The following is a 24,773-nucleotide window of genomic DNA, read 5'->3' as shown; positions in this document are numbered from 1 at the left end:
AGTTTACGAATATGTGCTGTGTGGGCCATGTCATTATCAATTGCGGGCAATAAGAGCTAAGCCGGCAAGCCACTCTCTCACCTCATTCATGGAATGCGAGCTTCGAATACCCTCACAGGTTTACGATCACGCTCATTCCGCAACTGCAACAAAATGCTAAACGCACGTAGCTTAGCAGCACTCAACTCAATAAACAGTATTCGTATGAGCCGCCGTCGCGACAAGAAAAACCGAAGACCGCTTTCGGCCAGAAGCGGTCTTTGTCTGAGATATGAGCACCCTCGCCCTCGCTACCCTAGCCTGATTGCCAAGGCAGCCAGCGTCACCAGAAGCACCGGCAGCGTCAGCACAATGCCAACCTTGAAGTAATAGCCCCACGAGATCACGGTGCCTTTGCGCTCCAATACATGCAGCCAAAGCAACGTCGCCAGGCTCCCGATCGGGGTGATCTTCGGCCCCAGATCGCTACCGATCACATTGGCGTAGACCATCGCTTCCTTGACGACGCCGCTGGCCTGGCTGGCGTCGATCGACAAGGCGCCTACCAGCACCGTCGGCATGTTGTTCATGATGGACGACAGGAATGCCGCCACCAGGCCCGTACCGATCGTGGCCGTCCAGATCCCCTGCTCCGCGATCCCGCTCAGCAGATCAGCCAGGTATTGGGTCAGGCCGGCGTTGCGCAGGCCGTAAACGACCAGGTACATCCCCAACGAGAAGATCACGATCTGCCACGGCGCTTCGCGTATGACCTTGCGCGTGCTGATGATATGGCCGCGTCCTGCAACCAGCAGCAGGATTGCCGCCCCGACTGCCGCCACGGCGCTCACGGGCACGCCCAACGGCTCCAGGCCGAAAAATCCGATCAGCAGCAACACCAGGACGACCCAGCCGGCACGAAAAGTGCCCGCGTCGCGGATGGCTGCCGCAGGCGGCTTGAGCTGGCCCGCGTCGTATCGCGCGGGAATGCTCTTACGAAAATACAGCATCAGCACCGCCAAGGTCGCTGCCACCGCAACGAAATTGACAGGCACCATCACCGCGGCATAACGGTTGAAGCCGATGTCGAAGAAGTCGGCGGAAACGATATTGACCAGATTGGACACAATCAATGGCAAGCTGGCGGTGTCCGCGATAAAACCTGCCGCCATGACGAAGGCCAAGGTGGCGGCCGGGCTGAATCCCAGTGCCAGCAACATGGCCATGACGATGGGCGTCAGGATCAGCGCGGCGCCGTCGTTCGCAAACAGCGCCGCGACCGCCGCGCCCAGCAACACGATCAGCGCGAACAGCGCCCGACCGCTACCCTTGCCCCATCGCGCCACGTGCAAGGCGGCCCATTCAAAAAAGCCCGCCTCATCGAGCAACAGGCTGATGATGATGACGGCGATAAAGGTGGCGGTGGCGTTCCAGACGATATTCCACACCACCGGGATGTCACCGACGTGGACCACGCCGGCGACAAGCGCAAGGACGGCGCCCAAACTGGCGCTCCACCCGATCCCCAGGCCACGGGGCTGCCAGATCACGAGCACGAGCGTAAGAACAAAAATTGCTATTGCACCAAACATTGGGCGAACTCTTTTTTATTTGTGGATTGAAGGTTGAAGCGATAAAGGGTCATTACGTGGGTAACTACGCAAGGCTTGGCGCGGCGTCATGGTGGTGGCTGGCCAATTGCCGCAGGCGCTCGATGCCGACGGGTTCGGACTTCAGCAAGGGCACGACGGCGTATCGCTTCGCGTGTAGCTTGGCGATGCCGTCCATTTCGCGCAGTTCATTGAAAGCGCGTTGGCATAGCAAGGCCGATGTCGGTCCCGCCGCGGCGATGCTGCTATTGACCAGCCAGGCCCAGGGCTCGATGCCGGCGCGGCGCAGGTCTTCCTGAAGAATGGCGGCCTCCAACACGGGCGTGGTCTCCGCCAGGGTGACCAGCAGCACCTTGGTCTGCGTAGGGTCCTGCAATTGCATCATCGGCGTGGTGTAGTGGACATTGCTGCCCGACATCTGGCGGGCGATGTCCCGGTGATAGGCGCCGGTTGCATCCAGCAGCAGCAAAGTGTGGCCGGTGGGCGCGGTATCCATGATGACGAACTTGGTGCCGGCCTCGCGCACGATGCGGGAAAACGCGCCGAAGACGGCAATTTCCTCGGTGCATGGCGAACGCAAATCCTCTTCCAGCAAGGCCTTCCCGTGCGCGTCCAGCTTGGCGCCTTTGGTCGCCAATATGTACTGCTGGTAGCGCTCGGTTTCGACTCGCGGGTCAATGCGGCTGACCGTCAGATTGGGGAGCGTGCCTTCCAGCGTACGTGCCAGATGCGCCGCGGGATCCGACGTGGTCAGGTGCACCGCCAGGCCACGTTCCGCAAGGTTGACCGCGATCGCCGCGGCCAGCGTGGTTTTGCCCACGCCGCCCTTGCCCATCACCATGACCAGGCCGTGCCCGTCGGCGGCAATGCCATCAACCAGCGATGCCAGATCAGGGGCTTCGATCTTGGGAACGTCAACACGGTTCGGCTCGTCGGCATCAAGCGCGGCGTCGCTGAGCAGGTGGCGCAAGGCTTCCAGCCCAACGACGTTGAAGGCTTTCAAGGTGACCTGGTCCTTGGGCAAGGCCACAAGCGGTGCGGGCATGGCCTCGATGGCGGCCTGCTCTCGTGCATAGACGGCCGCGGCCAGATCGTCATGCTGGACGGCCGCGGCAGGCAGGACACCATTGATGACCAGGTGCTGCTGCAACAGCCCGATGCCCGCCAGCTCCTGGCTAGTCCGCGCGGCCTCTTCGAGCGTGGCCCGCTGCGCGCGCGTGACCAGCACCAGGCGCGTGCGTTGCGGGTCCGCCAACGCCGCGACGGCTTCGCGGTACTGGGAACGTTGCTTTTCCAGGCCGGCCAGCGGCCCCAGGCATGACGCATCGCCTTGGCCAGCATCCAGAAAGCTGCTCCAGGCTCCCGGCAACTGCAACAGGCGGATGGTATGCCCCGTGGGCGCCGTGTCGAAAATGACGTGATCGAAGTCCGACGTCAGGTTTGAGTCCGTCAGCAAAGACGTGAATTCGTCAAACGCCGCAATCTCCGTGGTGCAGGCGCCCGACAAGGATTCTTCAATGCCCCGCACCACATCGTCGGGCAAGACGCCGCGCACCGGGTTCACGATTCGGTCCCGGTACTGTTGGGCCGCGCCTTGCGGGTCAATTTCCAGCGCCGACAGGTTGCGCACGGCGGCAATCGCGGTGATGTGGTTGCCGATATCAACGCCGAATACCTGCCCCACGTTCGATGCGGGATCAGTGCTGACCAACAGCACACGCCTGCCCTGCTCCGCCAGCAAGACGGCCGCCGCGCAAGCCAGCGAGGTCTTGCCGACTCCGCCTTTGCCGGTAAAGAAGAAAAACCTGGGAGCTGCATCTAGAAATTTCATGGCCGTCCCCTTAGCAGGTGCGATTGCCGCCACAACAACCCGACTGCGGTTTGGCGTCGCCGGGGGCTTCGATACCTGTCCATCGCACGAGTTCCTCGCGCGTGGGATATCTGCCCGCCAACGCAATCTCGTTATCAACCAAGGTCAAAGGAAGCGCTTCCGCGCCCGAGCGCGTCAGAAACGCGCTCACCACCGCGTTCTGCGCAAACGCCAAGGGCTGTTGGGCCAGGTTGAGCCGTTCGATGTTTGCGCCTTGCCGCTTCGCCCAATCGATGTCGGCCGCACTCGTTACCAAAGCCTGATCCACGTCCAAGCCACACACGCCTGTGCTGCAGCACAGGGCCGGGTCAAATATCTGTATGGTTTTCATTTTGACGCTCCAAGAATTTTCGAAATATTCGTCAAAAAAAATGGCCCATCGACAGGCGTCATGAGCATTAGCACGGCATTACTCGGCCGGCTTGCTTTCACCAATCTGCTTCAACTCGCGATGAATCGCTGCCTTATCCAACGCCGCGATGGGCAGGTTGGCAAAAATATTGATGCGGGCGGAGATCTGCCGAAAGATCTTTTCGAAGACGCGGCGCTTCTCTTCATCGGTGCCCTCCGCGGCGGCAGGATCTTCAAAGCCCCAATGGGCAGAGATCGGCCGGCCTGGCCAAACCGGGCAGACTTCGCCGGCGGCGTTGTCGCACACGGTGATGATGAAATCCATCTGGGGTGCGTCCGGCGCGGCGAATTCGTCCCAGCTTTTGCTGCGCAGTTGCTCTATCGGGTAGTCCAACACTTGCACTCGTTCGATCGCGAACGGATTCACGGTGCCACCCGGATAGCTGCCCGCGCTGTACGCATGGAAGCGGCCCTTCCCCAGCGTATTGAGCAAGGCTTCCGCCATAATGCTGCGCGCCGAGTTGCCGGTGCACAAAAATAGAACGTTATAGACTTTCTCGGTCATGATGCGGACTCTTCAAGAGAGGTTGTTCACGCGCCGCGCGCGAGCGGCTGCATGTGGGGCACAAGCGGTGACGCTTGTCGGGGCACAAGGTTGGCCACCGCAGCAGTTGTCAGTCAGGTAGGCCAACAGTTCCGCCATCGACTCGAATCGAGCTTCATAGATGACAAACCTTCCTTCCTGCCGCGACGTCAACAAGCCGGCATACACCAGCTCTTTCAAGTGAAAAGAAAGCGAAGAGGGAGGGATGCCCGTCTTTTCCGATAGTTGGCCGGCAGGCAGACCTTCCGGCCCCGCCTGGACCAGCAGGCGGTAGACGGTAAGGCGCGATTCGTGTCCGATCGCGGCGAGGGCTTTGACAGCATCTTTCATTTCCATTTTTCGATTATCGTGGAATAGTGGAAGACTGTAAACCCTGATTTAGGGTCGCGGGTGATGGCTAGCCGAAGCGGCCGGTGATGTAGTCGGAAGTTTGTTCACGCTTCGGTTTGGTGAACAGGTCGTCGGTCCGGCCCATCTCGACCAGTTCGCCGGCGCACATGAACCCGGTGTAGTCAGAACAACGCGCAGCCTGTTGCATGTTGTGCGTCACGATCAGGACGGTGTAGTCCTTCTTCAGCTCGGCAATCAGCTGTTCGATCTTTGCGGTGGAGATCGGGTCCAGTGCGGAAGTCGGTTCATCCAGCAGCAACACGTCGGGGCTCAGGGCAATTGCGCGGGCGATGCATAGCCGCTGTTGCTGGCCGCCCGACAGCCCCAGCGCGTTCTGCTCCAGCTTGTCCTTGACCTCGTCCCAGAGCGCGGCGTTGCGCAATGCCGCTTCCACCCTGACGTCCATCTCGGCCTTGGGTAAGCGGTCGTAGTGCCGGATGGCGTAGGCAACGTTGTCGTAGATCGACATCGGAAACGGGACCGGCTTCTGGAACACCATCCCCACCTTGCTACGCAAGCGGTTGATCGAATACTCGGGGTCCAGAATGTTCTGGTTGTCCAGCAAGACCTCGCCGCGCGCTTCCAACCCTGGATAAATCGCGTAGATACGATTAAAGACACGCAAGAGGGTCGATTTGCCGCAGCCGGACGGGCCGATCAGCGCGGTAACGCGATTGGAAGCCAGTTCGATATTGACGTTGTTCAGCGCCTGGACACCCTTGTAATAGAAGCACAGGTCGCGAGTCACCACTTTCGGCTGCGTCGCGATGGCCGGATTGTCCAAGGTGGCGCTGCGGGCCGCAATGGCCCCGGCCGCCGAGGAGTTCAATACCGATGACGGGAAAGCAAATTCAGTCATGATTCACCTTGTTGCGTGACAAGATAGCGCGGGAGAGCAGGCTCAGGAGCAGTACGAACATCGTGACGACGAAGGCGCCGGCCCAGGCCAGCGCATGCCAGCTTTCGTAGGGGCTCATTGCATATTGGAAGATGACGGCGGGCACGCTGGCCATCGGCGCGCTCAGGTCCGCGTTCCAGTATTGGTTGTTCAACGCCGTAAAGAGCAAGGGCGCGGTTTCACCACTGATGCGCGCCAAGGCCAACAACACGCCGGTCGTGATGCCCGGCAACGCGGCCCGGAACAACACCTGAACCGTCACTTTCCATTGGGGCACCCCCAAAGCCAACGCCGCTTCGCGCATTTGGCTGGGAACCAGTTGCAGCATTTCGTCGGTGGTACGGACCACAACCGGCAGCACGATGAACGCCAACGCGATGGCGCCCGCCCAGCCGGAGAAATGCCCCATTTGCCGGACGACCAGTTCGTAGACGAACAGGCCCAACACGATGGAAGGCGCAGAAAGCAGAATGTCGTTCACGAAGCGGATCACCGCGCCGATCCGATGGCGGTTCACGTATTCTGCCAGGTACGTTCCGGCCGCAATCCCGATGGGGGTACCGAGCAGAATCGCGACCACACTCATCAACAGGCTGCCGAACAAGGCGTTGGCCAAGCCCCCATCGGCGCCCGGCGGCGGCGTCATCTTGAAGATCAGGTCCCATTTAAGCGCCGCGAAGCCCTTGGTTGCCGTGGTCCACAGGATCCAGATCAACCAGAACAGCCCAAACAGGGTCGCAGCCATCGACAGCGCTACCGACACCAGATTTCGCGCGGTACGCATGCGTTGCAGACGCAGGCCTTGCGGGGTCATTGCCTTCCCTCCTGACGATTGAGGCGGTTGAGCATCAGTTTGGCAATGGCCAGGACAACAAAGGTCACGACAAACAGCAGGAAACCCAGGGCGATCAACGACGACAGGTAGATGTCGGAGTCGGCCTCGGTGAACTCATTGGCGATGGTGGCCGCAATGGAATTGCCCGGCTCCAGCAACGAGGGCGTCAGCCGATGCGCGTTACCTAATACAAAGGTCACCGCCATGGTTTCGCCCAGCGCCCTGCCCAACCCCAGGAATACGCCGCCGATCACCGCCGAGCGCGTGTGCGGCAAGACGATGTTCCAGACGACTTCCCAGGTGGTGGAACCCAGGGCGTAGGCGGACTCTTTCAACGGGCGGGGCACCGTCAAAAACACTTCGCGCATGACGGATGTGATGAACGGCACCACCATGATGGCCAGCACGATGCCGGCCGTCAGCATGCCCATGCCCAGAGGCGGGCCGGAAAAAAGCACGCCGATGAAGGGAAGCGCGCCGATGTGTTCGTCAAGCCACGGATTGACGTATTCAGCCATCACCGGCACGAAGACGAAGAGGCCCCACATGCCGTAGATGATGGACGGGATGCCCGCCAGCAGTTCTATCGCCGACGCTACCGGCTGGCGCAGCCACTTGGGCGCGACTTCAGTCAGGTAGTACGCAATACCGAAGCTGACCGGTACCGCGATCAGCATGGCAATGAACGCCGTCACCAAGGTTCCGTAGATCGGCACCAACGCGCCAAACTTGTGATTGACCGCATCCCAATCACTGGACCAGAGAAATTCGAACCCAAAGGTGCTGAAGGCGAGCCTGCCTCCCCACAGCATGGACAGCGCGGCCCCGCTCAGCGACACCAATACAAAAATGCCGGCTACGGCAACAATGCGGCGAAAGACCTTGTCCGAAGACGCATCGCGGCGCGATCGCGACTCCTCGGCCTGGAAATCCAGCGCGGGGTTAAAACCCGGATTATTCGACATTTACGTCAACCTGTAAGAACGCAGCCAATTGGCTGTCGGTCTCGCCCGGCGGCGCCGATCCTGCAAGCGCTGCCGGGCGAGACCGACTCCTGGGATCAACGCTTGATCTGCGCGGCCCAGTAGCTTTCGATCTGGGCAACCAGCTCCTTGGGCAGCGGCACGTAGTCCAATGCCTCGGCTTCGTGCTGGCCGTTTTCCAGGGCCCACTTAAAGAAGTCCAGCGTGGCGACCGTACGCGCTGCGTCCTTGGGCTGCTTGTACATCATGACAAACACCGTTGCCGCGATGGGCCAGGCGTCGTCACCCGGCGCGTTGGTGATCACCAGATGGAAATCCTGCGAGTTCTTCCAGTCGGCGTGCGCGGCTGCGGATTGGAACGTCTTGTCACTGGGCACGACGAACTTTCCGTCCGAGTTCTTGACTGCCGCGTAAGACATCTCGTTCTGCAGCGCGTACGCCAGTTCTACGTAACCGATCGAATTCTTGATCTGCTTCACGTATGCGGCGACGCCTTCGTTGCCCTTGCCGCCCACACCAACGGGCCACCGTACGGACGTGCCCTCACCCACCTTGGTCTGCCATTCCGGGCTGATCTTGGACAGGTAGTTGACCCAGTTGAAGGTCGTGCCCGAGCCGTCCGAACGATGCACCACCGTGATCTTTGCGTCGGGCAGTTTCATCCCCGGGTTCAGATCGGCGATTGCTTTGTCATTCCATTTTTCGATCTTGCCCAGATAGATATCAGCGAGCAAGGGACCGGTGAAGCGCAGCTTGCCCGGCTCGATGCCGGCGATGTTAACGACGGGAACCACGCCGCCGATGACCACCGGGAACTGGCCCAAACCGGCCTCTGCGAGTTCCTTGGGGGGCAAGGGCTTGTCAGACGCGCCGAAGTCGACCGTACCGGCCTTGATCTGCGCGATACCGCCGCCCGAACCGATCGATTGGTAGTTGATCTTGTTGCCCGTCTTGGTGTTGTAAGTGTCGGACCACTTCGACAGGATCGGGTAGACGAACGTCGATCCGGCGCCCGTGATATCCGCGGCCTGGGCTGAAACCATGCCGAGTGCGAAGGAAATGCCCAATCCGGCAGCGTATCTTTTGGCCTGTGCAAACATGCTTATTCTCCACTTGAGGGTGCATTGAGGAAGTCCGTTTGACTCCCTGATCACAACATCTCTGTCTGTCGTGATTTATGGAAATAATGAATCAAATTCATTAACGGTTTATGACAGTTTCCAATTCCTGCCTGCCCCGTCCCGACGTGCCAATGACAAGCTCGGCGTCGTCAGGCAAGCAGCCACACGCATGCGTCGCGCAGCAGTCTTCCAGGATGAATTCAAGTAGCCCGTAGATGCCTCCGAGCCGCGCACGATAGCGAACGACCTCGCCTGTTCTACTGCCGACGATCAGACCAGCTCTCGCAAGCCCAGCCAAGTGTTGCGACACCGTGCTGCGCGGCCCGCCGACGACGGCGGCTATCTTCGCCGCATCCATTCCGCGCGGCTCCTGGCGTATCAACATCCGGAAAATGGCCAAGCGCGTCGAGTGGCTCAGCGCAGTGAACACCGAGACAGCTTCCGCTGCATTCGTTGCCGAGGCGATTGGAGAGGCGAGCGCTGAGACCATGGCTTGAGGGCGCCCTGAGGGCCAATCGAGGGTTTCCATATAAAGTCCATATGTCTTGATTTAACGACATATTGTGCTTGTCACATGACGATTCGATGACAGTCTAAATTTATCTTCTCAACGTTTCAATTATTGTTGTAGTATTGACGAATGGATAAAAACACTGCTGTGAGCGTTTTCGAATCTCTTGCCTCCGGCGTTCGCTTGGACATATTCCGTCTTCTCGTGCGCGCCGCTCCAGTCGGCTGTGTTGCCGGGGAGATCGCGGCGGAATTAAACCTGCCGCCCACTAATCTTTCGTTTCATCTAAAGGCGCTAACGCAATCAGGTCTACTTACCGTAGAGCAAGAGGGGCGGTACATGCGCTACCGCGCGAATATCGATTTGATGAACGAGTTAGTGAGCTATCTCACTGCGGAATGCTGCAGCGGAATTCCAGCGCCCTCTTCCTCCGAAACTCTGGGGGCCGCCTGATGTCCGAGGTCGCTCCTGACCGCCATGCGGATGTGGTCATTGTTGGGGGTGGCCAGAGTGCCCTCGCCGTTGCCTACTTCCTCAGGCGTACCGCTTTAAAGGTGATTCTTCTGGACGCTGGCGCGGGTCCGGGCGGAGCATGGCGGCACGGATGGGAATCGTTGCACCTGTTCTCACCCGTACAGTGGAGCTCCCTGCCCGGCTGGCCTATGCCCCCGACACAAGGTTACCCGGCGCGAGATCAGGTTATTGAATACCTCGCGCGCTATGAACAACGATACCGCTTCAAGGTGGAGCGGCCTGTAGCGGTTGCGTCCATCAGCAAGCGGGAGTCAGGATTCTTCGTCGATACTGACAAGGGCGCTTGGCATGCCAAGGCCGTAATCAGCGCCACAGGCACCTGGAGCGCTCCATTCATTCCACCGTACGACGACCGGGACGTCTTTCGTGGCGAACAGGTCCATTCCGCGCACTACCAGTCGCCAGCCCCTTACGCGGGCAAGCGCGTGTTGGTCGTTGGCGGCGGTAATTCCGGAGCACAGATTCTCGCAGAGCTTTCCGAGGTTGCCCAAACCACGTGGGTAACGTCCACCGAACCGCTGTTCTTGCCGGATGACGTTGATGGACGGGTTCTATTTGAACGCGCTACCGCGCGTTGGCAGGCGATGCAGTCGGGCAAACAACCCGAAGACCTTCCAGGCGGATTTGGCGATGTGGTCATGGTCCCACCCGTGCGCAAGGCGCGCGAGCGCGGAGTACTGCAATCGGTTCGCCCATTCTCGCGCTTTACGTGCGATGGCGTCGTGTGGGCCGACGGTTCTTCGTCAGTGGTCGGCGCTGTCGTGTGGTGCACCGGATTCCGGCCTGCATTGGCGCATCTCGCCGCACTAGGCATCCTCGACCCCGATGGCAAAGTTCGAGTTTCTGGCACGCAGGCTGCCGATGTTCCAGGCCTGTGGCTCGTCGGTTATGGCGAATGGACGGGTTTTGCGTCCGCCACCCTCATTGGCGTCATGCGAACCGCCAAATCCACTGCGGCCGAAGTGGCCGCTTTTGTTGAAACCGCATTTTCTCTCACCTCCTGATCACACATATGAGCACCGTTACCATCTACCACAATCCCCAATGCGGAACCTCCCGGAACACGCTAGCGCTGATACGCAACGCGGGGATCGAACCGCAAGTTATCGAATATCTACAAACGCCGCCGGATCGCGACACCCTCGTTGATCTGATCGCCCAAGCAGGTTTGACCGTTCGTGACGCTATTCGCCAGAAGGGGACGCCGTATCTCGAGCTTGGGCTGGACGACGCATCCTTAAGCGATGATGCGTTGATCGACGCCATGCTGGCGCATCCCATTCTGATCAACCGCCCGTTTGTCGTGACTCCTTCGGGTGTTCGCCTGTGCCGACCTTCCGAGGAGGTATTGGACATCCTCGAGGCTCCCCAGCGCGGCCCGTTCACCAAAGAAGATGGCGAAGTGGTCATCGACGACAGCGGAAAGCGCGTGCGCTAAACCATGCCAAGTCCTTCGACAGCCGCGGACACTGTGCATCCATCCGACAAGGCGCACGGATTGGTCACAGCATTGGGGATAGGTCAGATCTGTTCCTGGGGATCGCTCTACTATAGCTTTCCGTTGATTGCCGAGGCGATGGGCAAAGAGCTTGGCTGGAGCAAACCCGACCTCTATGGCGCTGCCACGCTCGGGCTGATCCTCGCCGCGTTGGCCGCATATCCGGTGGGTGTTGCGGTTGATCGTGGACACGGTCGTTGGGTAATGGGCCTTTCCTCACTGCTCGCGGGAGGGTTGCTGTTGCTTTGGTCTCAAGTGACGTCCCTGCCGGCTTTCTACGTCCTTGTCGCAGCCCTGGGCGCGTTGCAAGCAGCCACGCTTTACGAGCCGGCCTTCGCCGTGATCGCGCGCCGCGTGGGTCCGGGTCATTCACGGGCGGGCATTACCGCTCTGACGCTATGGGGTGGCTTTGCCAGTACTGTCTTTATCCCGCTGGTGCAATGGCTGTTGAATCTATGGGGCTGGCGTGAAGCATTGATCGCACTAGCTGCGGTCAACGCAATCATCTGCACCGGCGCCTACCTGCTCTTTATTCAGCCTGCCCGAGATGCCAGGCCGACCGACAACGTCAATCCTGGTGAACAGCGCGAAAGAAATCGCCTAGCTGTTCAGGAAGCGCTGCGTCGGCCTGTTTTCTGGGCGCTGCTGTTGTCGCTGACAGCATACGCGGCCATGTTCTCTGCCTTTACGTTCCATATGTACCCCTTACTGCGCGAGCGAGGCATCGACACCGCTTCGGTTGTTCAAGCCATCGCTTTGATCGGCCCCGCCCAAGTGGCGGGCCGAATCGTCGTAAGCATTTTCGCGGCACGCGCCTCCATGCGAATGGTGGGTACAGCGGTGGTGACGGTCTTCCCGCTCGCCTTTGGCGCCCTTGCCTACTTGCACACGGACTTCATTGTCGTCGCGGCAATCTGCGTGGTTTACGGCGGAGCCAACGGCATATTCACGATCGTTCGTGGCATGGTTGTGCCTGAAATGTTGAGCCGACATGCCTACGGAGCCATCAACGGGCTCCTGACCGTGCCGATGACATTTGCGCGCGCCGCCGCCCCGGTGGGCGCCGCGGCCCTTTGGGCCATTGGATCCTCCTACGACGGAGTGCTTGTCTCAATCTTGGTGGTGGCGTTATTACTGGCCGCAAGCTTCTGGCTGGCAGCGTGGCTCAGCCGCCCAAAACTACAATTTTTGCCCGAGTGAGTGTATTGCAATGACGACGTATTCTTCACCCTCTGACCTCGATCTTCCGAGCCTGGATGACTCTTTGCTGGACGTCCCCACGCACGACAAGCTGTCGCTGACGGCCGGCGCGACGCATCCGCCCCGCATACTGCTGCTGTACGGTTCCCTGCGTGAACGCTCGTACAGTCGGTTGCTCACTGAAGAGGCGGCGCGGATTTTGACGCGGCTCGGCGCCGAGACCCGGATTTTCGATCCGAGCGGCTTGCCTTTGCCCGATAGTGTTCCCGCGGACCATCCAAAAGTGGCTGAATTGCGTGCACTATCCCTGTGGTCCGAGGGGCAGGTATGGTGCAGCCCCGAGCGGCACGGCACGCTTACGGGTGTGTTCAAGAGTCAGATCGACTGGTTGCCGCTGGAGACGGGTAGTGTGCGGCCGACACAGGGCCGCACGCTTGCGGTTATGCAGGTTTCGGGGGGGTCCCAATCCTTCAACGCGGTAAACGCCTTGCGCGTGCTGGGCCGCTGGATGCGCATGGTAACCATCCCGAACCAGTCCTCAGTCGCCAAGGCGTTTCAGGAGTTTGACGAAGCCGGCCGCATGAAGCCTTCGCCCTACTACGACCGGGTGGTGGATGTCATGGAAGAACTCTATAAATTCACACTGCTGGTGCGGGACCGAAGTGACTATCTCACGGACCGATATAGCGAGCGCAAGGGCATGGCCGAGGAGATCGCACGCCTGGCTCGTGAAGCGATGACGCATGAGACGGAGACCCAATAAGGTTTACGCCCTCCTCTCCTTATCTTCATCAACTTGACGAACGGACTTTATTTCCATATACCTGGACATACGGAATAGCTTCCGTTCTTTTCAAGAAATGCGGGTGGGACCGGACCGGTTATCCAGCCTATCGACGTTCCGATCAGCCTGAGGGACGCCGGCGAATCACGTTGCCTGGCCTCATGGGTGAAGATGATGTTTACGCGCATTCTGGTGGATTTCGACCTCGCACACCTGAGTCGGCCATCGTTGGTGGCGCTCTTGGACTTGGCACAAGCCAACCATGCTGCATTGACGTTCCTCGCAGTGCGCCCAAAGCTGGATGAGCTTTTGAGCGAATCCGAGGAGTCATTCCTCGCTGATGTGCATAAGCAGATTGGGACCGAGTGGGCTACGCTCTTGTCCGCAGCTCGAGAACGCGAATTGCAGCCGCGTCTTCATATCCTTGCGGGCGATTCTATTGAGTCTCTTTTGGCATTCGGGCGTGAGATGGACGCCGACCTAATCGTCGCAGGCAATTCGCACTGCGGCGGCCTCAAGAACGCCATTCTGGGAGTCCCGTGCAAAGAGCTTTTAGGGCGCGCAGATGTGGCCATCCTGATCCTTCCTTAAAACCACCTCGTCGACGTGGACCGTCTTCATCGGCAGCGGGGTCGCAGATTGAACCTCCGCCTGCGCCCTCCGATGACAATTGCAGATTAGGTGCAGCACTTTGCTTCAGCGCTTGCACGACGAACTTGCGTGTTACACACACCGGTCTCAGGAAGCACAAGCTCCACTCGTTTTGCAGCTTCCAAGTCGCCGGCTAGTGCGGCCACAACAGATCGGACCTGTTCATAGCCTGTCAGCATTAGAAACGTAGGCGCACGCCCGTAGCTTTTCATTCCAACGACGAACACCCCCTCGTCGGGATGCCCCAGTTCCGAGGCGCCATGGGGCCGAACTGTCCCGCAACTATGCACATTCGGGTCGATCATTGGAGCCAAGCGAATAGGGCTTTGCGTTGCAGGATCGAGTTCGAGCCTAAGCTCCGCCATCAACCGAAGGTCGGGACGAAATCCCGTTGCGACGACAATCTCGTCGACGGGGGCAAGCGCCTTGACGCCACTGTGAACCGTCAAGCCCTCGTCGGAATCGCTCACGCGGTCAACGTCGACACCGGTGAAAAGCACTATCCTTCCCTCGTCCAGAAGCTTTTTGACTGTCGTTCCCAACCTACCGCGCTCCTCAAGCTGGTCATTCTCTCCGCCTCCGAAAAGCCGATCGGTCGAAGCCCCGCGGATCGCCCAATAAACCCGTGTACCAGGTTCAATGCTGGCCAGTTCCACTAGGTCCTGAAGCGCATTGAAGGCGGAATGGCCCCCGCCAATCACCAACACTCGACGATTGGCGTATCGCTGCCGGGCGTCTCCCAGAATGTCGGGAATGCCATAGGCGATCTGGGCCGCGAACCGCTCTTCTCCCAAGGCCGGGATGCCATGCGCGCCCATCCAGTTTGGTGTGTTCCAGGTGCCAGAGGCATCGATAACTGCCCGTGCCCGGACATCCCGCTCGCCATCGGGTCCGCTGACCCGCAGCAGGAACGGTGCGGCAGCGCGATCCTGGCTTCTCATGACATCGTGCCCAACGCGGCTGACCGCCATCACGCGGTGATGGGTCTTCAGGCAACGCTTGATCGGCGCCAATTCCGACAAGGGCTGCAAATACTGCGCCAGCAATTCGCGTCCGGTGGGATAAGCGTCACTGGGCGGGGCAACCCAACCTGACTGCGCGAGCAACTCGCCGGCCTTCTTGTCGATGTTGTAGCCCCACGGAGAGAACATCCGTACATGTCCCCACTGGTTCAGGCTTGCGCCCGACTGGTCCCCTGCTTCGAATACGACGAAGGGTATGCCTCTGTCCAGCAGATGAGCGGCGGCGCTCAGCCCGACGGGGCCGGCTCCGATGATTGCGACGGGGTGGTCATTGATGCGCATTCCAGGTACCTCTCTTCATGGGGTTGGGACACGGCCGAAGCCGTATTTAATTGGTACTACCAACTATTTGCTTAAAAAAAAGCCGCAATTTCTACGGCTTGGACTCTACGGCTCAAACTCCACGGCACACGTCGAGGCGACGCCACAACGTGCTTGTGCGGCGCGCGTCAACTGCCGCAGCAGATCAAGCGATGCCTCCAGGACCTCGGGCTTCATGTGTTCGATCATGGCAAATTCTTCGGCAACCAGATCCGCCCGAATGGTCTGATACAGCTTGCGCCCCGCCGCGGTCGGCTCAAGCTGCACCGCCCGGCGGTCGGCGGCATCTTCGATCCTTGTGACGTAGCCCTTGCGTTCCAGCGAATCAACAATTCGGCTGGCCGTGCTCTTGTCCAGGAACATCACCAGCGCAAGCGCCTGCAACCGCAGCGGCCCTTGCTTGACCAGGGTTTCCAAGGCATAGCACTGCGCCACGGACACGTCATAGCAACAAATGCGATCGCGATCGCGGAATTGATGGACCCTGATCAGCTGGTTCACCGCTTCATAGAGCGCTTCGGCGTCCCGACTGGCCAGACGTGTTCTTGTTGAATTCATTCTTGGTGGCTAAATTAGTTGTTGGTGCCAACGTTATTCGCTTTGGCGCTTCAGGTCAATACCGTAGCGCTTCATTTTTTGCCACAGGTTCTTCCTGGATATGCTCAAGACGTCGGCCGTTTCTTGAATGCGGCCGCCGTGCCGGCGCAACACCTCTTCGATGTACAGCCGCTCACAGATCTGTTGGTAGGCGTTGAGCGTGGCCTCTTCCCCACCTTGCGGCTCATCGTGAAAATGGTCGCCGTCCGGACCTTCAGGAAAGATGTCCCCCGGCAACAAGACGCTGGACTGGCTTACCAGACAGGCGCGTTCGATCCGGTTATGCAATTCGCGGATATTGCCCGGCCAGGGGTACGCCTGCATCTTGGCCAGTGACAACGGGTGCAGGGTTTTTGCAGGCTCTCCCAGGCGCTCGGCAATGCTGGTGGCAAACCGTTTGGCCAGCCAGAGGATGTCTTCAGGCCGATCGCGCAGCGGCTTTACCTCAAGGGTGACGGTGTTGATCCGGTAGTAAAGGTCTTCCCTGAACAACTTGGCGCTGACCATCTCGGCCAGGTTTCGGTTGGTGGCGCAGACCAGGTCGAACTTGGTGTGGGTGTCGTGTTCGGCGCCCAGTCGGCGGACACGCTTTTCCTGTATCGCACGCAACAGCGCGCCTTGCAGCGCCGGCGATAGCTCTCCGACTTCATCCAGGAACAGCGTGCCGCCGTCGGCTTGTTCGAAGTAACCCTTGCGTAGCTTGTCCGCACCGGTATAAGCCCCCTTTTCATAGCCGAAGAATTCCGCTTCGGCGATGGTGGAGGCAATGGCGCCGCAGTTCACGGCTACGAACGGCCGCGCGGTAAGGTCCGGCCCCGCCTGGCTGTGGATCAGTCGTGCCAATACCTCTTTGCCAACCCCTGACTCTCCAACCAACAGGACGGCCGACGCACGGCCCGCCAGCCGGGGCACCATGCGGCGTAGATTCTGGGCCGCCTGCGACACCCCTAGTTCCGTATCGCTTTCCGGCGAGGCCTGCGCCGGGACAACATCGCGCACGGTCTGGATCAGCGTCGCGATGTCAAAAGGCTTGGTCACGTAGTCCTTGACGCCGAGCTTCAGCAAATCCACGGCCCTTTCCACCGTGGCATAGGCGGTCATCAGGATGAACGGTGGCAATGTACCGCCCTGCGCCACCAACTGTAGATAAAGTTCGTCGCCATCCAGGTCTGGCAGGCGGACATCGCTGATCACCACGCCATAGGCATTGGCGTGGATGGCCTCCCTTGCCTCATACCCCTTGGAAAACCAGTCGGCACGGATTCCCTCCAGACGAAACCTTTCCACAATGGATTCGCCCATGATGGCGTCGTCTTCGATCAAACAGACATATGGCTGTATCACGGCGTCAGCTCCAAGTTCGTTTTTTCAATGGGTGCGGCGCAAGGCAGTGTGATGGTGAAGGCGGTGTAGCCTTCTTCGCTTATCACTTCGATCGTGCCTTGCAATTGCGTGACGATTTGGTAAGTCACCCACAGGCCCAGTCCGCGGGAGCGGCCCTCTGCCCGCCCCGCTCCCCGGGCATCCACCCGGTAAGGCTCAAACAAATGGGGCAGCACATCGTGTGGAATGTGCTGCCCGGAATTTGCAATTTCTACTGAAAGGCGGTCGGCGGTTCCGGTCACGGTGCAACTGACGCTACCGCCGCGTTCCACGGCGTTCTTTGCGTTGATGAGCAGGTTCAAGACCAACTGGCGCACCAGATGCGCGGGCAGCGGCAATTCGTCCCGGGTGGTGACGTCCCACAGCAACGAGGCGTTCTTCTCCGATAATTCGGGCTCGATCAGCAAGCGCAGATCCTGCCAATCCGTGGTGTGCATGAAGGCCGAATCCAGGCGCGCCTCCACCAGCAAGGCACCGACCGTATGCCGAATCTGCATCAAGCCCCGTCGCGTCAGGCCGACTGTTCTTTGGGTTAATTCATCGTAGGAACCGTGCTTTTCCAAGGTATCCAACGCGTTGAGCATGCCGCCAAGCGGGTTATTGATCTCGTGCGCGACCCCGGCAGCCACTAGGCCTACCGCTGCCAGCCGTTCGGCGGCAATGATTTCCTGTTCAAGCGCTTCCTGTCGTTCCAGTTGCGTCAGCATGGATGCAAAGCTGCGCCCCAACACCGCGATTTCGTCGCTTCCTTCCTTGCGCAAGGAAAGTCCGATGTTGGCCGCCGGTTCGCGCCCGACACGCTGAGTCGCCTGGGCCAAAGACAGGAGCGGCCGTGCAATGCGGTTTCCCCATAACCAGCCCAGCGCCAGTAGCAACAGCAGCCCGGGAATACTGACCAGCAGCACCTGGCTGACCAGGTCGTACAGGCGCTGGCGCCAGATGCTAGCGTCGTAAGACGCCAGCACGTATCCAGCCAATCCCGCATCTTCAGACACAACTGCGGCGCCGGCGACTGCCAACGTGGCGTCCAGGCTATCGGGGGTATTGAATACAAAGGTGCGCGGATCGTCACGCAGGGTTTGCGCCGCAGCAGCCAGCTCGGTGGGCAAACCGGCGCCGGGCGTCAGCACCGGATAGCGATGCGGATCGGATGACGCATACACATGCAAGCTGGGGTCCAGCACAATGATCGACCGCAAGCCTGGGGCGCCATCTCCTGCCGTGAGCGGTATGCGCAACGCCTCGTAGACCCGCCACAGATCGTCACGCATCAAGGGTTCGCGCACCGACAAGGATAAAACCTGCGTTAACGCCATCGCGCTTTGCCGCGTGTCTCGCAGCATGCCGACGTAAGCGGTTCGCATCAGCGTCGCGGTAACCACCAGTTCCGTTACCACGATCGCGGCGGCCAAGGCCAACGGCACCTTGTAGCGATAGCTGATTCTGGACCAGGGGTTCCAACGGGCTGACTTCATGCAGAATCTCGTGCCGGGTTTTCGCCCGCTGACGTGCGCACCAACCCACGGATACCGTCGTACAGGCTATCGGCCCCCTCAACAAACCGATCGAGGAATAGGCGCTTGAGTATCAAGCGGCCATCCGAACGCGCGTGCATCTGGAGCAAAGCATCGCGCAGCGCAAGCGCGGTGTCGTCGGCAACATGCTCGCCGACCACGATGGGCGGAAACCCATATTCCGGGGATCGCCATGCGACGCGGGTGCCGGCGGCGCGCGCGCCATGTTGCGACGCAATGCTGTCCCAGACGTATCCATCGACCGCCCCGCCGCTGGCCAGCCCCGCCGCGACCGCCTCCACAACTTTGCTGTGCGCAAAGGTGAAGAAAGCCTTGCTGAAAAACCGTAGCGGGTCCTGATGCTCGGCAAGCAGTTCCGTCCGAGGCACCAGAAAGCCGGAATTAGAAAGTGGGTCGCTGTAGGCGAAGACCCGTTCGCGCAAGCCTGCAATTCTTGCCGTGCTTCGGTCCTCCTTGGGCACGATCAGGTACGACCGGTACTGCGGTTTGCCTTGGTACTGCGGCACCACCAGCAGCTTGAGCTTATCGGCGTTCAAGACGTAGGGGTAGCCACAGATCCATGCCGCGTCGATCTGGCCGCGCAACAGCAGGTCCACGATTTCCCCGTAGCTGCGTCGTTGGACGAACTGAATGTCCTGCTTAAGCGCTGCTTGAAGATCGGCCCGCCAGATATCCAGCAGTTGGAGCTGGTCGTCCAGGAACACCGCGGTCGTGCCTAACAGAAGCGGCGCGGACGCCGCTGCGTTGCGCGGCAAGGTACAGGCCGCGATAGACGCTACGCCGGCCGCGAGAAAGCTGCGGCGGTTACCGAACGGTAACGCCAGCCCCTGTTGGGGCGCCTGGACGTTACCTCTCCGGCATCGCGTTGTGCCCATGGTCTTGGTCTCCTCCTGTGTAGGGCAGTGCCAGAGACACTTGGCATGCCCTTTGCTTATCGCTCTACAGAGTACTGAAGCCGTCATTTCGTTTCAATAGGAAATATCGACATGTCAGAGCCACAAATCCTTACCCGGCGCGGATTCCTCAAGTTGAGCGGAACGGGCGGTGCTGTTGCTGCCGCAACACTCATCCCGATCATGCCCGCCCAAGCCCAACCGGCCACGGCGCCGCACACAGGAACCACGCTGCCCTACCCCGTGAAGTCCATCGCCGTCGCGCAGAAGCTCACGGCCGACACGCCCCTGCAGTTCGCCTATCCCGACAATGCCTCGCCGTGTACCGCTGTGAAGCTCGGGCATCCCGTTCCCGGCGGCGTTGGCCCTGACCACGACATCGTCGCGTACAGCACGATGTGCACGCATATGGGCTGCCCCACAGTTTTCGACAACAAAACAAAAACGTTCAAGTGCCCGTGCCACTTCAGCGAGTTTGACGCCGAGAAGGCAGGCCAGATGATCTGCGGGCAAGCCACCGAAAACCTCCCACGGATTCTGCTGCGCTATGACGCCAGTTCGGACGCGATATCCGCGGTTGGGGTCGAAGGCTTGATCTACGGCCGCCAGGCCAACATTCTGTAAGTCGGGAGACGCTCATGTCCGCACCCAAAGACCGCATCACCTTGCCGCCGAAGGATGCCGCGCGCACGAATATGACGTGCCACTTCTGTATCGTCGGCTGTGGGTACCACGTTTACAAATGGCCGGAGCAAAGCGAGGGAGGCCGGGCACCCGAGGAGAATGCGCTGGGCCAGGACTTTCGTCAGCAGCTACCGCCTTTCGCGTTGACGCTTACCCCGGCGATGACCAACGTAATCACGCAGCGGGATGGCTCGCGTCACAACATCATGATCGTTCCGGACAAGGAATGCGTGGTCAACAGCGGCTTGAGTTCGACCCGTGGCGGCCGGATGGCCAGCTATATGTACACGCCCGATGGCGATGGCAAGGCGCGCCTGAAACAGCCGCGCATGTATGCCGCCGACCAATGGGTGGACGTTCCGTGGGACAACGCCTTGGCACTGTACGCCGGCCTGCTGAAGAAGGTACTGGATACCGATGGCCCCGAGGGCATTGTGTTCTCCTGTTTCGACCACGGTGGGGCTGGCGGAGGCTTCGAAAACACCTGGGGCACGGGCAAGCTGATGTTCACCGCGCTCCAGACGCCAATGGTCCGTATCCACAATCGTCCAGCCTACAACTCGGAATGCCATGCTACGCGCGAGATGGGCATCGGCGAGCTCAACAATGCCTACGAAGACGCCGAGCTTGCCGACGTGCTGTGGTCGATTGGAAATAATCCTTACGAATCCCAGACCAACTACTTCCTGAATCACTGGATCCCCAATCTGTATGGGCAGACGGTCGAAAAGAAAAAGGCGCGCTTCGCAGGCGAAGAGCTCCCGGATACCCGCATCGTCTTCGTGGACCCTCGCGACACGCCTTCCATCGCGATCGCCCGCCAAATTGCCGGAAAAGATCGGGTGCTGCATCTGGCGATCGAACCTGGCACTGACATCGCGCTGTTCAACGGGCTGTTCACCTACGTAGTTGAACAGGGCTGGGTGGACAAGCCGTTCATCAAGACGCACACGGCGGGATTTGATGAGGCCGTCAACACGAATCGCATGCCCCTGGAGGAATGCAGCAAGATCACGGGCGTACCGGTCGACGACCTGAAGAAGGCGGCGGAGTGGTCGTACAAGCCGAAGAAGACAGGGCAGCTTCCGCGCACCATGCATGCCTACGAAAAAGGCATCATCTGGGGCAACGACAACTACGTCATTCAGTCGGCGTTGCTGGATCTGGTCATCGCCACGCACAACGTGGGGCGCCGTGGCACCGGATGTGTACGCATGGGTGGGCACCAAGAGGGTTATGCCAGGCCCCCCTACCCTGGCGACAAGAAAATCTACATTGACCAGGAACTCATCAAAGGCAAGGGCAGGATGATGACCTGGTGGGGGTCCAACAACTTCCAGACCAGCAATAACGCGCAAGCGCTCCGAGAGGCGGTGCTCAAGCGATCCGCCATCGTGAAGGAAGCCATGCAGAAAGCGCGCGGCGCTTCAACCGAAGAGATGGTCGACATCATCTATGCGGCCACGCAACGAGGCGGATTGTTTGTTGCAAGCATCAATCTCTATCCAACCAAACTGGCCGAGGCTGCCCATCTGCTGCTTCCAGCGGCGCACCCGGGCGAAACGAACCTGACGTCCATGAATGGCGAGCGGCGCATTCGCCTGTCGCAAAAGTTCACGGACCCGCCCGGGGAAGCGCAAGCGGACTGCCTGATCGCCGCGCGAATCGCCAACACGCTGAAAGCCATGTACGAGAAGGAAGGCAACAGCAAGATGGCGCAACGTTTCGCCGGATTCGACTGGAAGACGGAAGAGGATGCGTTCAATGATGGGTTTCGTCGGGCGGGCCAGAAGGACGCGCCGAAGATTGACAGCCAAGGCGGCGATACCGGTCACCTGGTCACGTACGAACGGTTGCTCGCCGCCGGCAATAACGGCGTTCAGTTACCCGTTCAGGCCTACGCGGATGGGAAGCTCAAAGGCACCGAAATGCTCTACACGGACGGTAAGTTCGACACCGCCGACGGAAAAGCTCACTTCAAGCCGGCGCAGTGGAAAGGCCTGCCCGAGCCCGTGGTCGCCCAAAAGAAGATATACAAGTTCTGGTTGAACAACGGCCGCAATAACGAGATCTGGCAAACGGCCTATCACGATCAGTACAACAGCTTTGCGCAAGACCGTTATCCGATGGCGTACATCGAGATCAACCCTGCCGATTGCCAGGACCTAGGCGTGGAGGCTTCAGACGTGGTCGAGGTCTACAACGACTACGGCTCCACCTACGCGATGGTGTACCCGGTGCCTGAAATAAAGCGCGGCCAGACGTTCATGATGTTCGGCTACGTCAACGGAATCCAAGGCGACGTCACGACCGAATGGACCGACCGCAACATCATTCCTTACTACAAAGGCACCTGGGGGAATATCCGGAAAGTTGGCTCCGTCGAGGAGTTCCGGAACACCATCAGTTTCAAGAGCCGCCGATTCACCCTGGGCTGATTTTCAACAAAAGGAGCATTGCCCCTCATGCGTATCACCAAGCTGTTCGTGTCGGTTGGGTTGGCATCCGCCAGCCTGACCTGTGTTGCGGCCCCGGACGCCACAATCCAAGCGATCTTGACCAAGAACAATTGCCTGGCGTGCCACGCGGTTGACCGCAAGGTCGTCGGCCCCTCATACAAGGACGTGGGCGCCAAGTTCAAGGACGAACCCGGCGCCGCTGCCCTGCTGCTAGGGAAAATCAAGAATGGCAGTGCGGGCACCTGGGGACCTGTGCCGATGCCGCCGAACCCCGGAATTTCAGCCGAGGACGCGAAAAAGGTCGTCGACTGGATACTTGCCGGCGCGCCAGGCTGACGCAGAACATGATCGAAGCTCCACTTTTGGATCGCCGCAAATCTCCTTCGCTACGGTCAACATCGACCGCCTCGTCAGGCATGGACGGCCCGCCCGAAGACCGGCACGGTCGGCCTCTGCATGACTTGCGCATTTCGGTCATAGACCAGTGCAATTTTCGTTGCACCTACTGTATGCCCCGAGATCAGTTCGGCGCGGATCATTCATTCCTGCGCCGCGAAGAGCTGCTGACTTTTGATGAGATTGAGAGAGTCGCAAGCGCCTTCATCAGCCTGGGCGTACGTAAGGTCAGGGTCAGCGGGGGTGAACCGCTGCTGCGCAAAGACGTGGAGCATCTTATTGCGCGACTGGCGGCGTTGCGTACGCCGTCCGGCGCGCCGATTGATCTGGCCATGACCACCAACGGGTCTTTATTGGCACGCAAGGCCCGGGGGCTGGCCGCCGCCGGGTTGCGGCGTCTGAACGTCAGCCTTGACGCGCTTTCGCCGTCCATCTTTGCGCGGGTCGCGGACACGACTGCTTCCGTGGATGATGTATTGGCGGGTATAGCCGCAGCCCAGGCTGCGGGCATCCCGCACATCAAGATAAATATGGTGGTGCACCGTGGTGTGAATGACGATCAGATCCTGCCGATGGCCCGGCGCTTTCGCGGAACCGCGCACGCGCTGCGCTTCATCGAATTCATGGATGTCGGTGCGACCAACGGTTGGAATGCCTCGGCCGTCCTGCCGTCCGACGAAGTCCTAAAGAGAATACATGCCGTTTTCCCGTTGACACCCTTGGCGCCTACGGTGCGCGGCGAAGTCGCCCGCCGCTGGGCTTACCAAGACGGTCAAGGAGAAATCGGTTTGATTTCTAGCGTCAGCCACCCATTCTGCGGCGATTGCTCAAGGGCAAGGCTCTCGGCCGACGGCAAGCTCTATACCTGTCTGTTTGCCGAACAAGGCGATGACATACGTTTGCAATTGAGGTCGGAGTCGAATCCACAAATGCTGATCAACGGCTTGGCTGAGCGGTGGCGATCCCGCAACGATCGATACTCAGAGGTTCGAACGTCACAACCACGCCAACACAAGATCGAGATGAGCTACATCGGCGGCTAGGTAGCCGCCGAGGCGCCAGCATTTTTCTTGGCGCCACGAAGCGGCTTCTTATTCGGGATGATGTCGCAGTCGCAGTGACCCGCCAGCGCAGCGATGACCGGCGCGCACGCCTCGGGGTGGCCATGGCAGCAATCGGTCAACATGAACGACATCAACGAGCCCATGACGCCTACGTCGGCACGATATATGATGCTTCGCCCCTGGCGGTCTCCCCAGATCAAGCCCGCGCGGGCAAGCACCGACAGATGCTGCGACACCGTGTTGTGGGGGCCCTCCACCATTTCCGCGATGGCGCCCGCAGGCACCCCTTCCGGCTCGCGCGCCATCAAAAGGCGAAAAATCTCGAGCCGCGTTGGCTGAGAAAGGGCGTGGAATGCGCTTAGCGCGTGCTGGAAAGACACTCCGTCCCGAGGTAAATCCGGGTTGAAATGGCTGGCAACCGCTGGGGAAGGCGTGGACGTGCTGGCGATGGGCATGGAAATTCGATAAGTCGGTAGTTCTGTATATCCGGACAGACTATATCGCATAGATGACAGATTAGTGTCAGCAACATCTGACATGCTAAAGCGGCCGCCGCAAAAAAATTGGGGCGAGTGCCAGCCCCCCAGCATCGCCCCGCAA

At 59.9% G+C, this 24,773-nt stretch carries 26 protein-coding genes; 10 read left to right on the top strand and 16 right to left on the bottom strand.

Going from position 1 to position 24,773, the window contains the following annotated elements; translation table 11 throughout:
• Window positions 1-290: 290 nt before the first annotated feature.
• From IPU70_RS28080 to IPU70_RS28035, 10 genes are all read right to left on the bottom strand, one after another.
• Window positions 291-1,571, bottom strand: a complete 1,281-nt coding sequence (locus IPU70_RS28080) for an arsenic transporter (RefSeq protein WP_006221942.1) — start codon at window positions 1,569-1,571, stop codon at window positions 291-293.
• 64 nt (window positions 1,572-1,635) lie between these two features.
• Window positions 1,636-3,420 (bottom strand): arsenical pump-driving ATPase, encoded by a 1,785-nt coding sequence (arsA, locus tag IPU70_RS28075; protein ID WP_006221941.1) that lies wholly within the window; start codon window positions 3,418-3,420, stop codon window positions 1,636-1,638.
• A gap of 10 nt (window positions 3,421-3,430) precedes the next feature.
• Window positions 3,431-3,790, bottom strand: coding sequence for an arsenite efflux transporter metallochaperone ArsD (arsD, locus tag IPU70_RS28070; protein WP_035212057.1), 360 nt, complete (start codon window positions 3,788-3,790; stop codon window positions 3,431-3,433).
• 78 nt (window positions 3,791-3,868) lie between these two features.
• Window positions 3,869-4,375, bottom strand: coding sequence for an arsenate reductase ArsC (locus IPU70_RS28065; protein ID WP_006221939.1), 507 nt, complete (start codon window positions 4,373-4,375; stop codon window positions 3,869-3,871).
• Between the two features lie 12 nt (window positions 4,376-4,387).
• Window positions 4,388-4,750, bottom strand: coding sequence for a helix-turn-helix transcriptional regulator (locus IPU70_RS28060; RefSeq protein WP_081247808.1), 363 nt, complete (start codon window positions 4,748-4,750; stop codon window positions 4,388-4,390).
• A gap of 61 nt (window positions 4,751-4,811) precedes the next feature.
• Window positions 4,812-5,588, bottom strand: coding sequence for a phosphate ABC transporter ATP-binding protein PstB (pstB, locus tag IPU70_RS28055; protein WP_006221937.1), 777 nt, complete (start codon window positions 5,586-5,588; stop codon window positions 4,812-4,814).
• A 67-nt stretch (window positions 5,589-5,655) separates the two neighbouring features.
• Entirely contained in the window at window positions 5,656-6,516 is an 861-nt protein-coding gene (pstA, locus tag IPU70_RS28050; RefSeq protein ID WP_006221936.1) for a phosphate ABC transporter permease PstA, read from the bottom strand.
• On the bottom strand, window positions 6,513-7,502 hold the full coding sequence (gene pstC, locus IPU70_RS28045) for a phosphate ABC transporter permease subunit PstC (RefSeq protein ID WP_006221935.1): 990 nt from the start codon (window positions 7,500-7,502) through the stop codon (window positions 6,513-6,515). The genes pstA and pstC overlap by 4 nt, the downstream gene beginning before the upstream one ends.
• A 95-nt stretch (window positions 7,503-7,597) precedes the next feature.
• The gene (gene pstS, locus IPU70_RS28040) at window positions 7,598-8,620 is read right to left on the bottom strand and encodes a phosphate ABC transporter substrate-binding protein PstS (protein WP_006221934.1); all 1,023 of its coding nucleotides are present in this window, start codon (window positions 8,618-8,620) and stop codon (window positions 7,598-7,600) included.
• A gap of 100 nt (window positions 8,621-8,720) precedes the next feature.
• Window positions 8,721-9,170, bottom strand: a complete 450-nt coding sequence (locus tag IPU70_RS28035; protein WP_006221933.1) for a helix-turn-helix transcriptional regulator — start codon at window positions 9,168-9,170, stop codon at window positions 8,721-8,723.
• A 111-nt stretch (window positions 9,171-9,281) separates the two neighbouring features.
• Between IPU70_RS28035 and IPU70_RS28030 the strand changes: the two genes are divergently transcribed.
• From IPU70_RS28030 to IPU70_RS28005, 6 genes are all read left to right on the top strand, one after another.
• Window positions 9,282-9,605, top strand: coding sequence for a helix-turn-helix transcriptional regulator (locus tag IPU70_RS28030; RefSeq protein ID WP_006221932.1), 324 nt, complete (start codon window positions 9,282-9,284; stop codon window positions 9,603-9,605).
• Entirely contained in the window at window positions 9,605-10,690 is a 1,086-nt protein-coding gene (locus IPU70_RS28025) for an ArsO family NAD(P)H-dependent flavin-containing monooxygenase (protein ID WP_035212062.1), read from the top strand. Before IPU70_RS28030 ends, IPU70_RS28025 begins: the two co-directional genes overlap by 1 nt.
• A gap of 8 nt (window positions 10,691-10,698) precedes the next feature.
• Complete coding sequence (gene arsC, locus IPU70_RS28020; protein WP_006221930.1) at window positions 10,699-11,124, top strand: arsenate reductase (glutaredoxin); 426 nt, start codon at window positions 10,699-10,701, stop codon at window positions 11,122-11,124.
• A gap of 60 nt (window positions 11,125-11,184) precedes the next feature.
• Window positions 11,185-12,384 (top strand): MFS transporter, encoded by a 1,200-nt coding sequence (locus IPU70_RS28015; protein ID WP_006221929.1) that lies wholly within the window; start codon window positions 11,185-11,187, stop codon window positions 12,382-12,384.
• A 10-nt stretch (window positions 12,385-12,394) separates the two neighbouring features.
• Window positions 12,395-13,147 carry an arsenical resistance protein ArsH gene (gene arsH / locus IPU70_RS28010; RefSeq protein ID WP_006221928.1) on the top strand — a complete coding sequence of 251 codons (753 nt, stop codon included), beginning with the start codon at window positions 12,395-12,397 and terminating at the stop codon, window positions 13,145-13,147.
• Between the two features lie 192 nt (window positions 13,148-13,339).
• On the top strand, window positions 13,340-13,759 hold the full coding sequence (locus tag IPU70_RS28005; RefSeq protein WP_100220332.1) for a universal stress protein: 420 nt from the start codon (window positions 13,340-13,342) through the stop codon (window positions 13,757-13,759).
• A gap of 86 nt (window positions 13,760-13,845) precedes the next feature.
• On the opposite strand, the gene IPU70_RS28000 is transcribed toward IPU70_RS28005, so the two are convergent.
• From IPU70_RS28000 to IPU70_RS27980, 5 genes are all read right to left on the bottom strand, one after another.
• On the bottom strand, window positions 13,846-15,123 hold the full coding sequence (locus IPU70_RS28000; RefSeq protein ID WP_006221926.1) for an FAD-dependent oxidoreductase: 1,278 nt from the start codon (window positions 15,121-15,123) through the stop codon (window positions 13,846-13,848).
• A 105-nt stretch (window positions 15,124-15,228) separates the two neighbouring features.
• Window positions 15,229-15,720, bottom strand: coding sequence for a MarR family winged helix-turn-helix transcriptional regulator (locus IPU70_RS27995; protein WP_035212055.1), 492 nt, complete (start codon window positions 15,718-15,720; stop codon window positions 15,229-15,231).
• Between the two features lie 33 nt (window positions 15,721-15,753).
• A complete protein-coding gene (locus tag IPU70_RS27990; RefSeq protein ID WP_006221924.1) occupies window positions 15,754-17,082 on the bottom strand; it encodes a sigma-54 dependent transcriptional regulator in 1,329 nt (442 codons plus the stop codon).
• A 17-nt stretch (window positions 17,083-17,099) separates the two neighbouring features.
• Window positions 17,100-18,617 carry a sensor histidine kinase gene (locus tag IPU70_RS27985; protein ID WP_006221923.1) on the bottom strand — a complete coding sequence of 506 codons (1,518 nt, stop codon included), beginning with the start codon at window positions 18,615-18,617 and terminating at the stop codon, window positions 17,100-17,102.
• Window positions 18,614-19,552 carry a PhnD/SsuA/transferrin family substrate-binding protein gene (locus IPU70_RS27980; RefSeq protein WP_006221922.1) on the bottom strand — a complete coding sequence of 313 codons (939 nt, stop codon included), beginning with the start codon at window positions 19,550-19,552 and terminating at the stop codon, window positions 18,614-18,616. Before IPU70_RS27980 ends, IPU70_RS27985 begins: the two co-directional genes overlap by 4 nt.
• A 111-nt stretch (window positions 19,553-19,663) precedes the next feature.
• On the opposite strand from IPU70_RS27980, the gene IPU70_RS27975 reads away from it, so the two are divergent.
• Genes IPU70_RS27975 through moaA form a run of 4 tightly spaced genes read left to right on the top strand, consistent with a single transcriptional unit; the run spans window position 19,664 to window position 24,152 of the window.
• On the top strand, window positions 19,664-20,194 hold the full coding sequence (locus IPU70_RS27975; protein WP_006221921.1) for an arsenate reductase (azurin) small subunit: 531 nt from the start codon (window positions 19,664-19,666) through the stop codon (window positions 20,192-20,194).
• A gap of 14 nt (window positions 20,195-20,208) precedes the next feature.
• Window positions 20,209-22,692 carry an arsenate reductase (azurin) large subunit gene (locus IPU70_RS27970; RefSeq protein WP_006221920.1) on the top strand — a complete coding sequence of 828 codons (2,484 nt, stop codon included), beginning with the start codon at window positions 20,209-20,211 and terminating at the stop codon, window positions 22,690-22,692.
• A gap of 27 nt (window positions 22,693-22,719) precedes the next feature.
• Entirely contained in the window at window positions 22,720-23,049 is a 330-nt protein-coding gene (locus IPU70_RS27965; RefSeq protein ID WP_006224616.1) for a c-type cytochrome, read from the top strand.
• 8 nt (window positions 23,050-23,057) lie between these two features.
• Window positions 23,058-24,152, top strand: a complete 1,095-nt coding sequence (moaA, locus tag IPU70_RS27960; RefSeq protein ID WP_081247806.1) for a GTP 3',8-cyclase MoaA — start codon at window positions 23,058-23,060, stop codon at window positions 24,150-24,152.
• Here moaA and IPU70_RS27955 read toward each other — a convergent pair.
• Window positions 24,149-24,628, bottom strand: coding sequence for a helix-turn-helix transcriptional regulator (locus tag IPU70_RS27955; RefSeq protein ID WP_231690636.1), 480 nt, complete (start codon window positions 24,626-24,628; stop codon window positions 24,149-24,151). The two genes, moaA and IPU70_RS27955, sit on opposite strands and share 4 nt — an antisense overlap.
• Window positions 24,629-24,773: the final 145 nt, after the last annotated feature.

Origin of the sequence: Achromobacter sp. SD115, assembly GCF_017355315.1 — a bacterium.
Lineage (GTDB): Bacteria > Pseudomonadota > Gammaproteobacteria > Burkholderiales > Burkholderiaceae_B > Achromobacter > Achromobacter xylosoxidans_B.
This window is presented reverse-complemented; position numbering and strand designations above follow the sequence as displayed.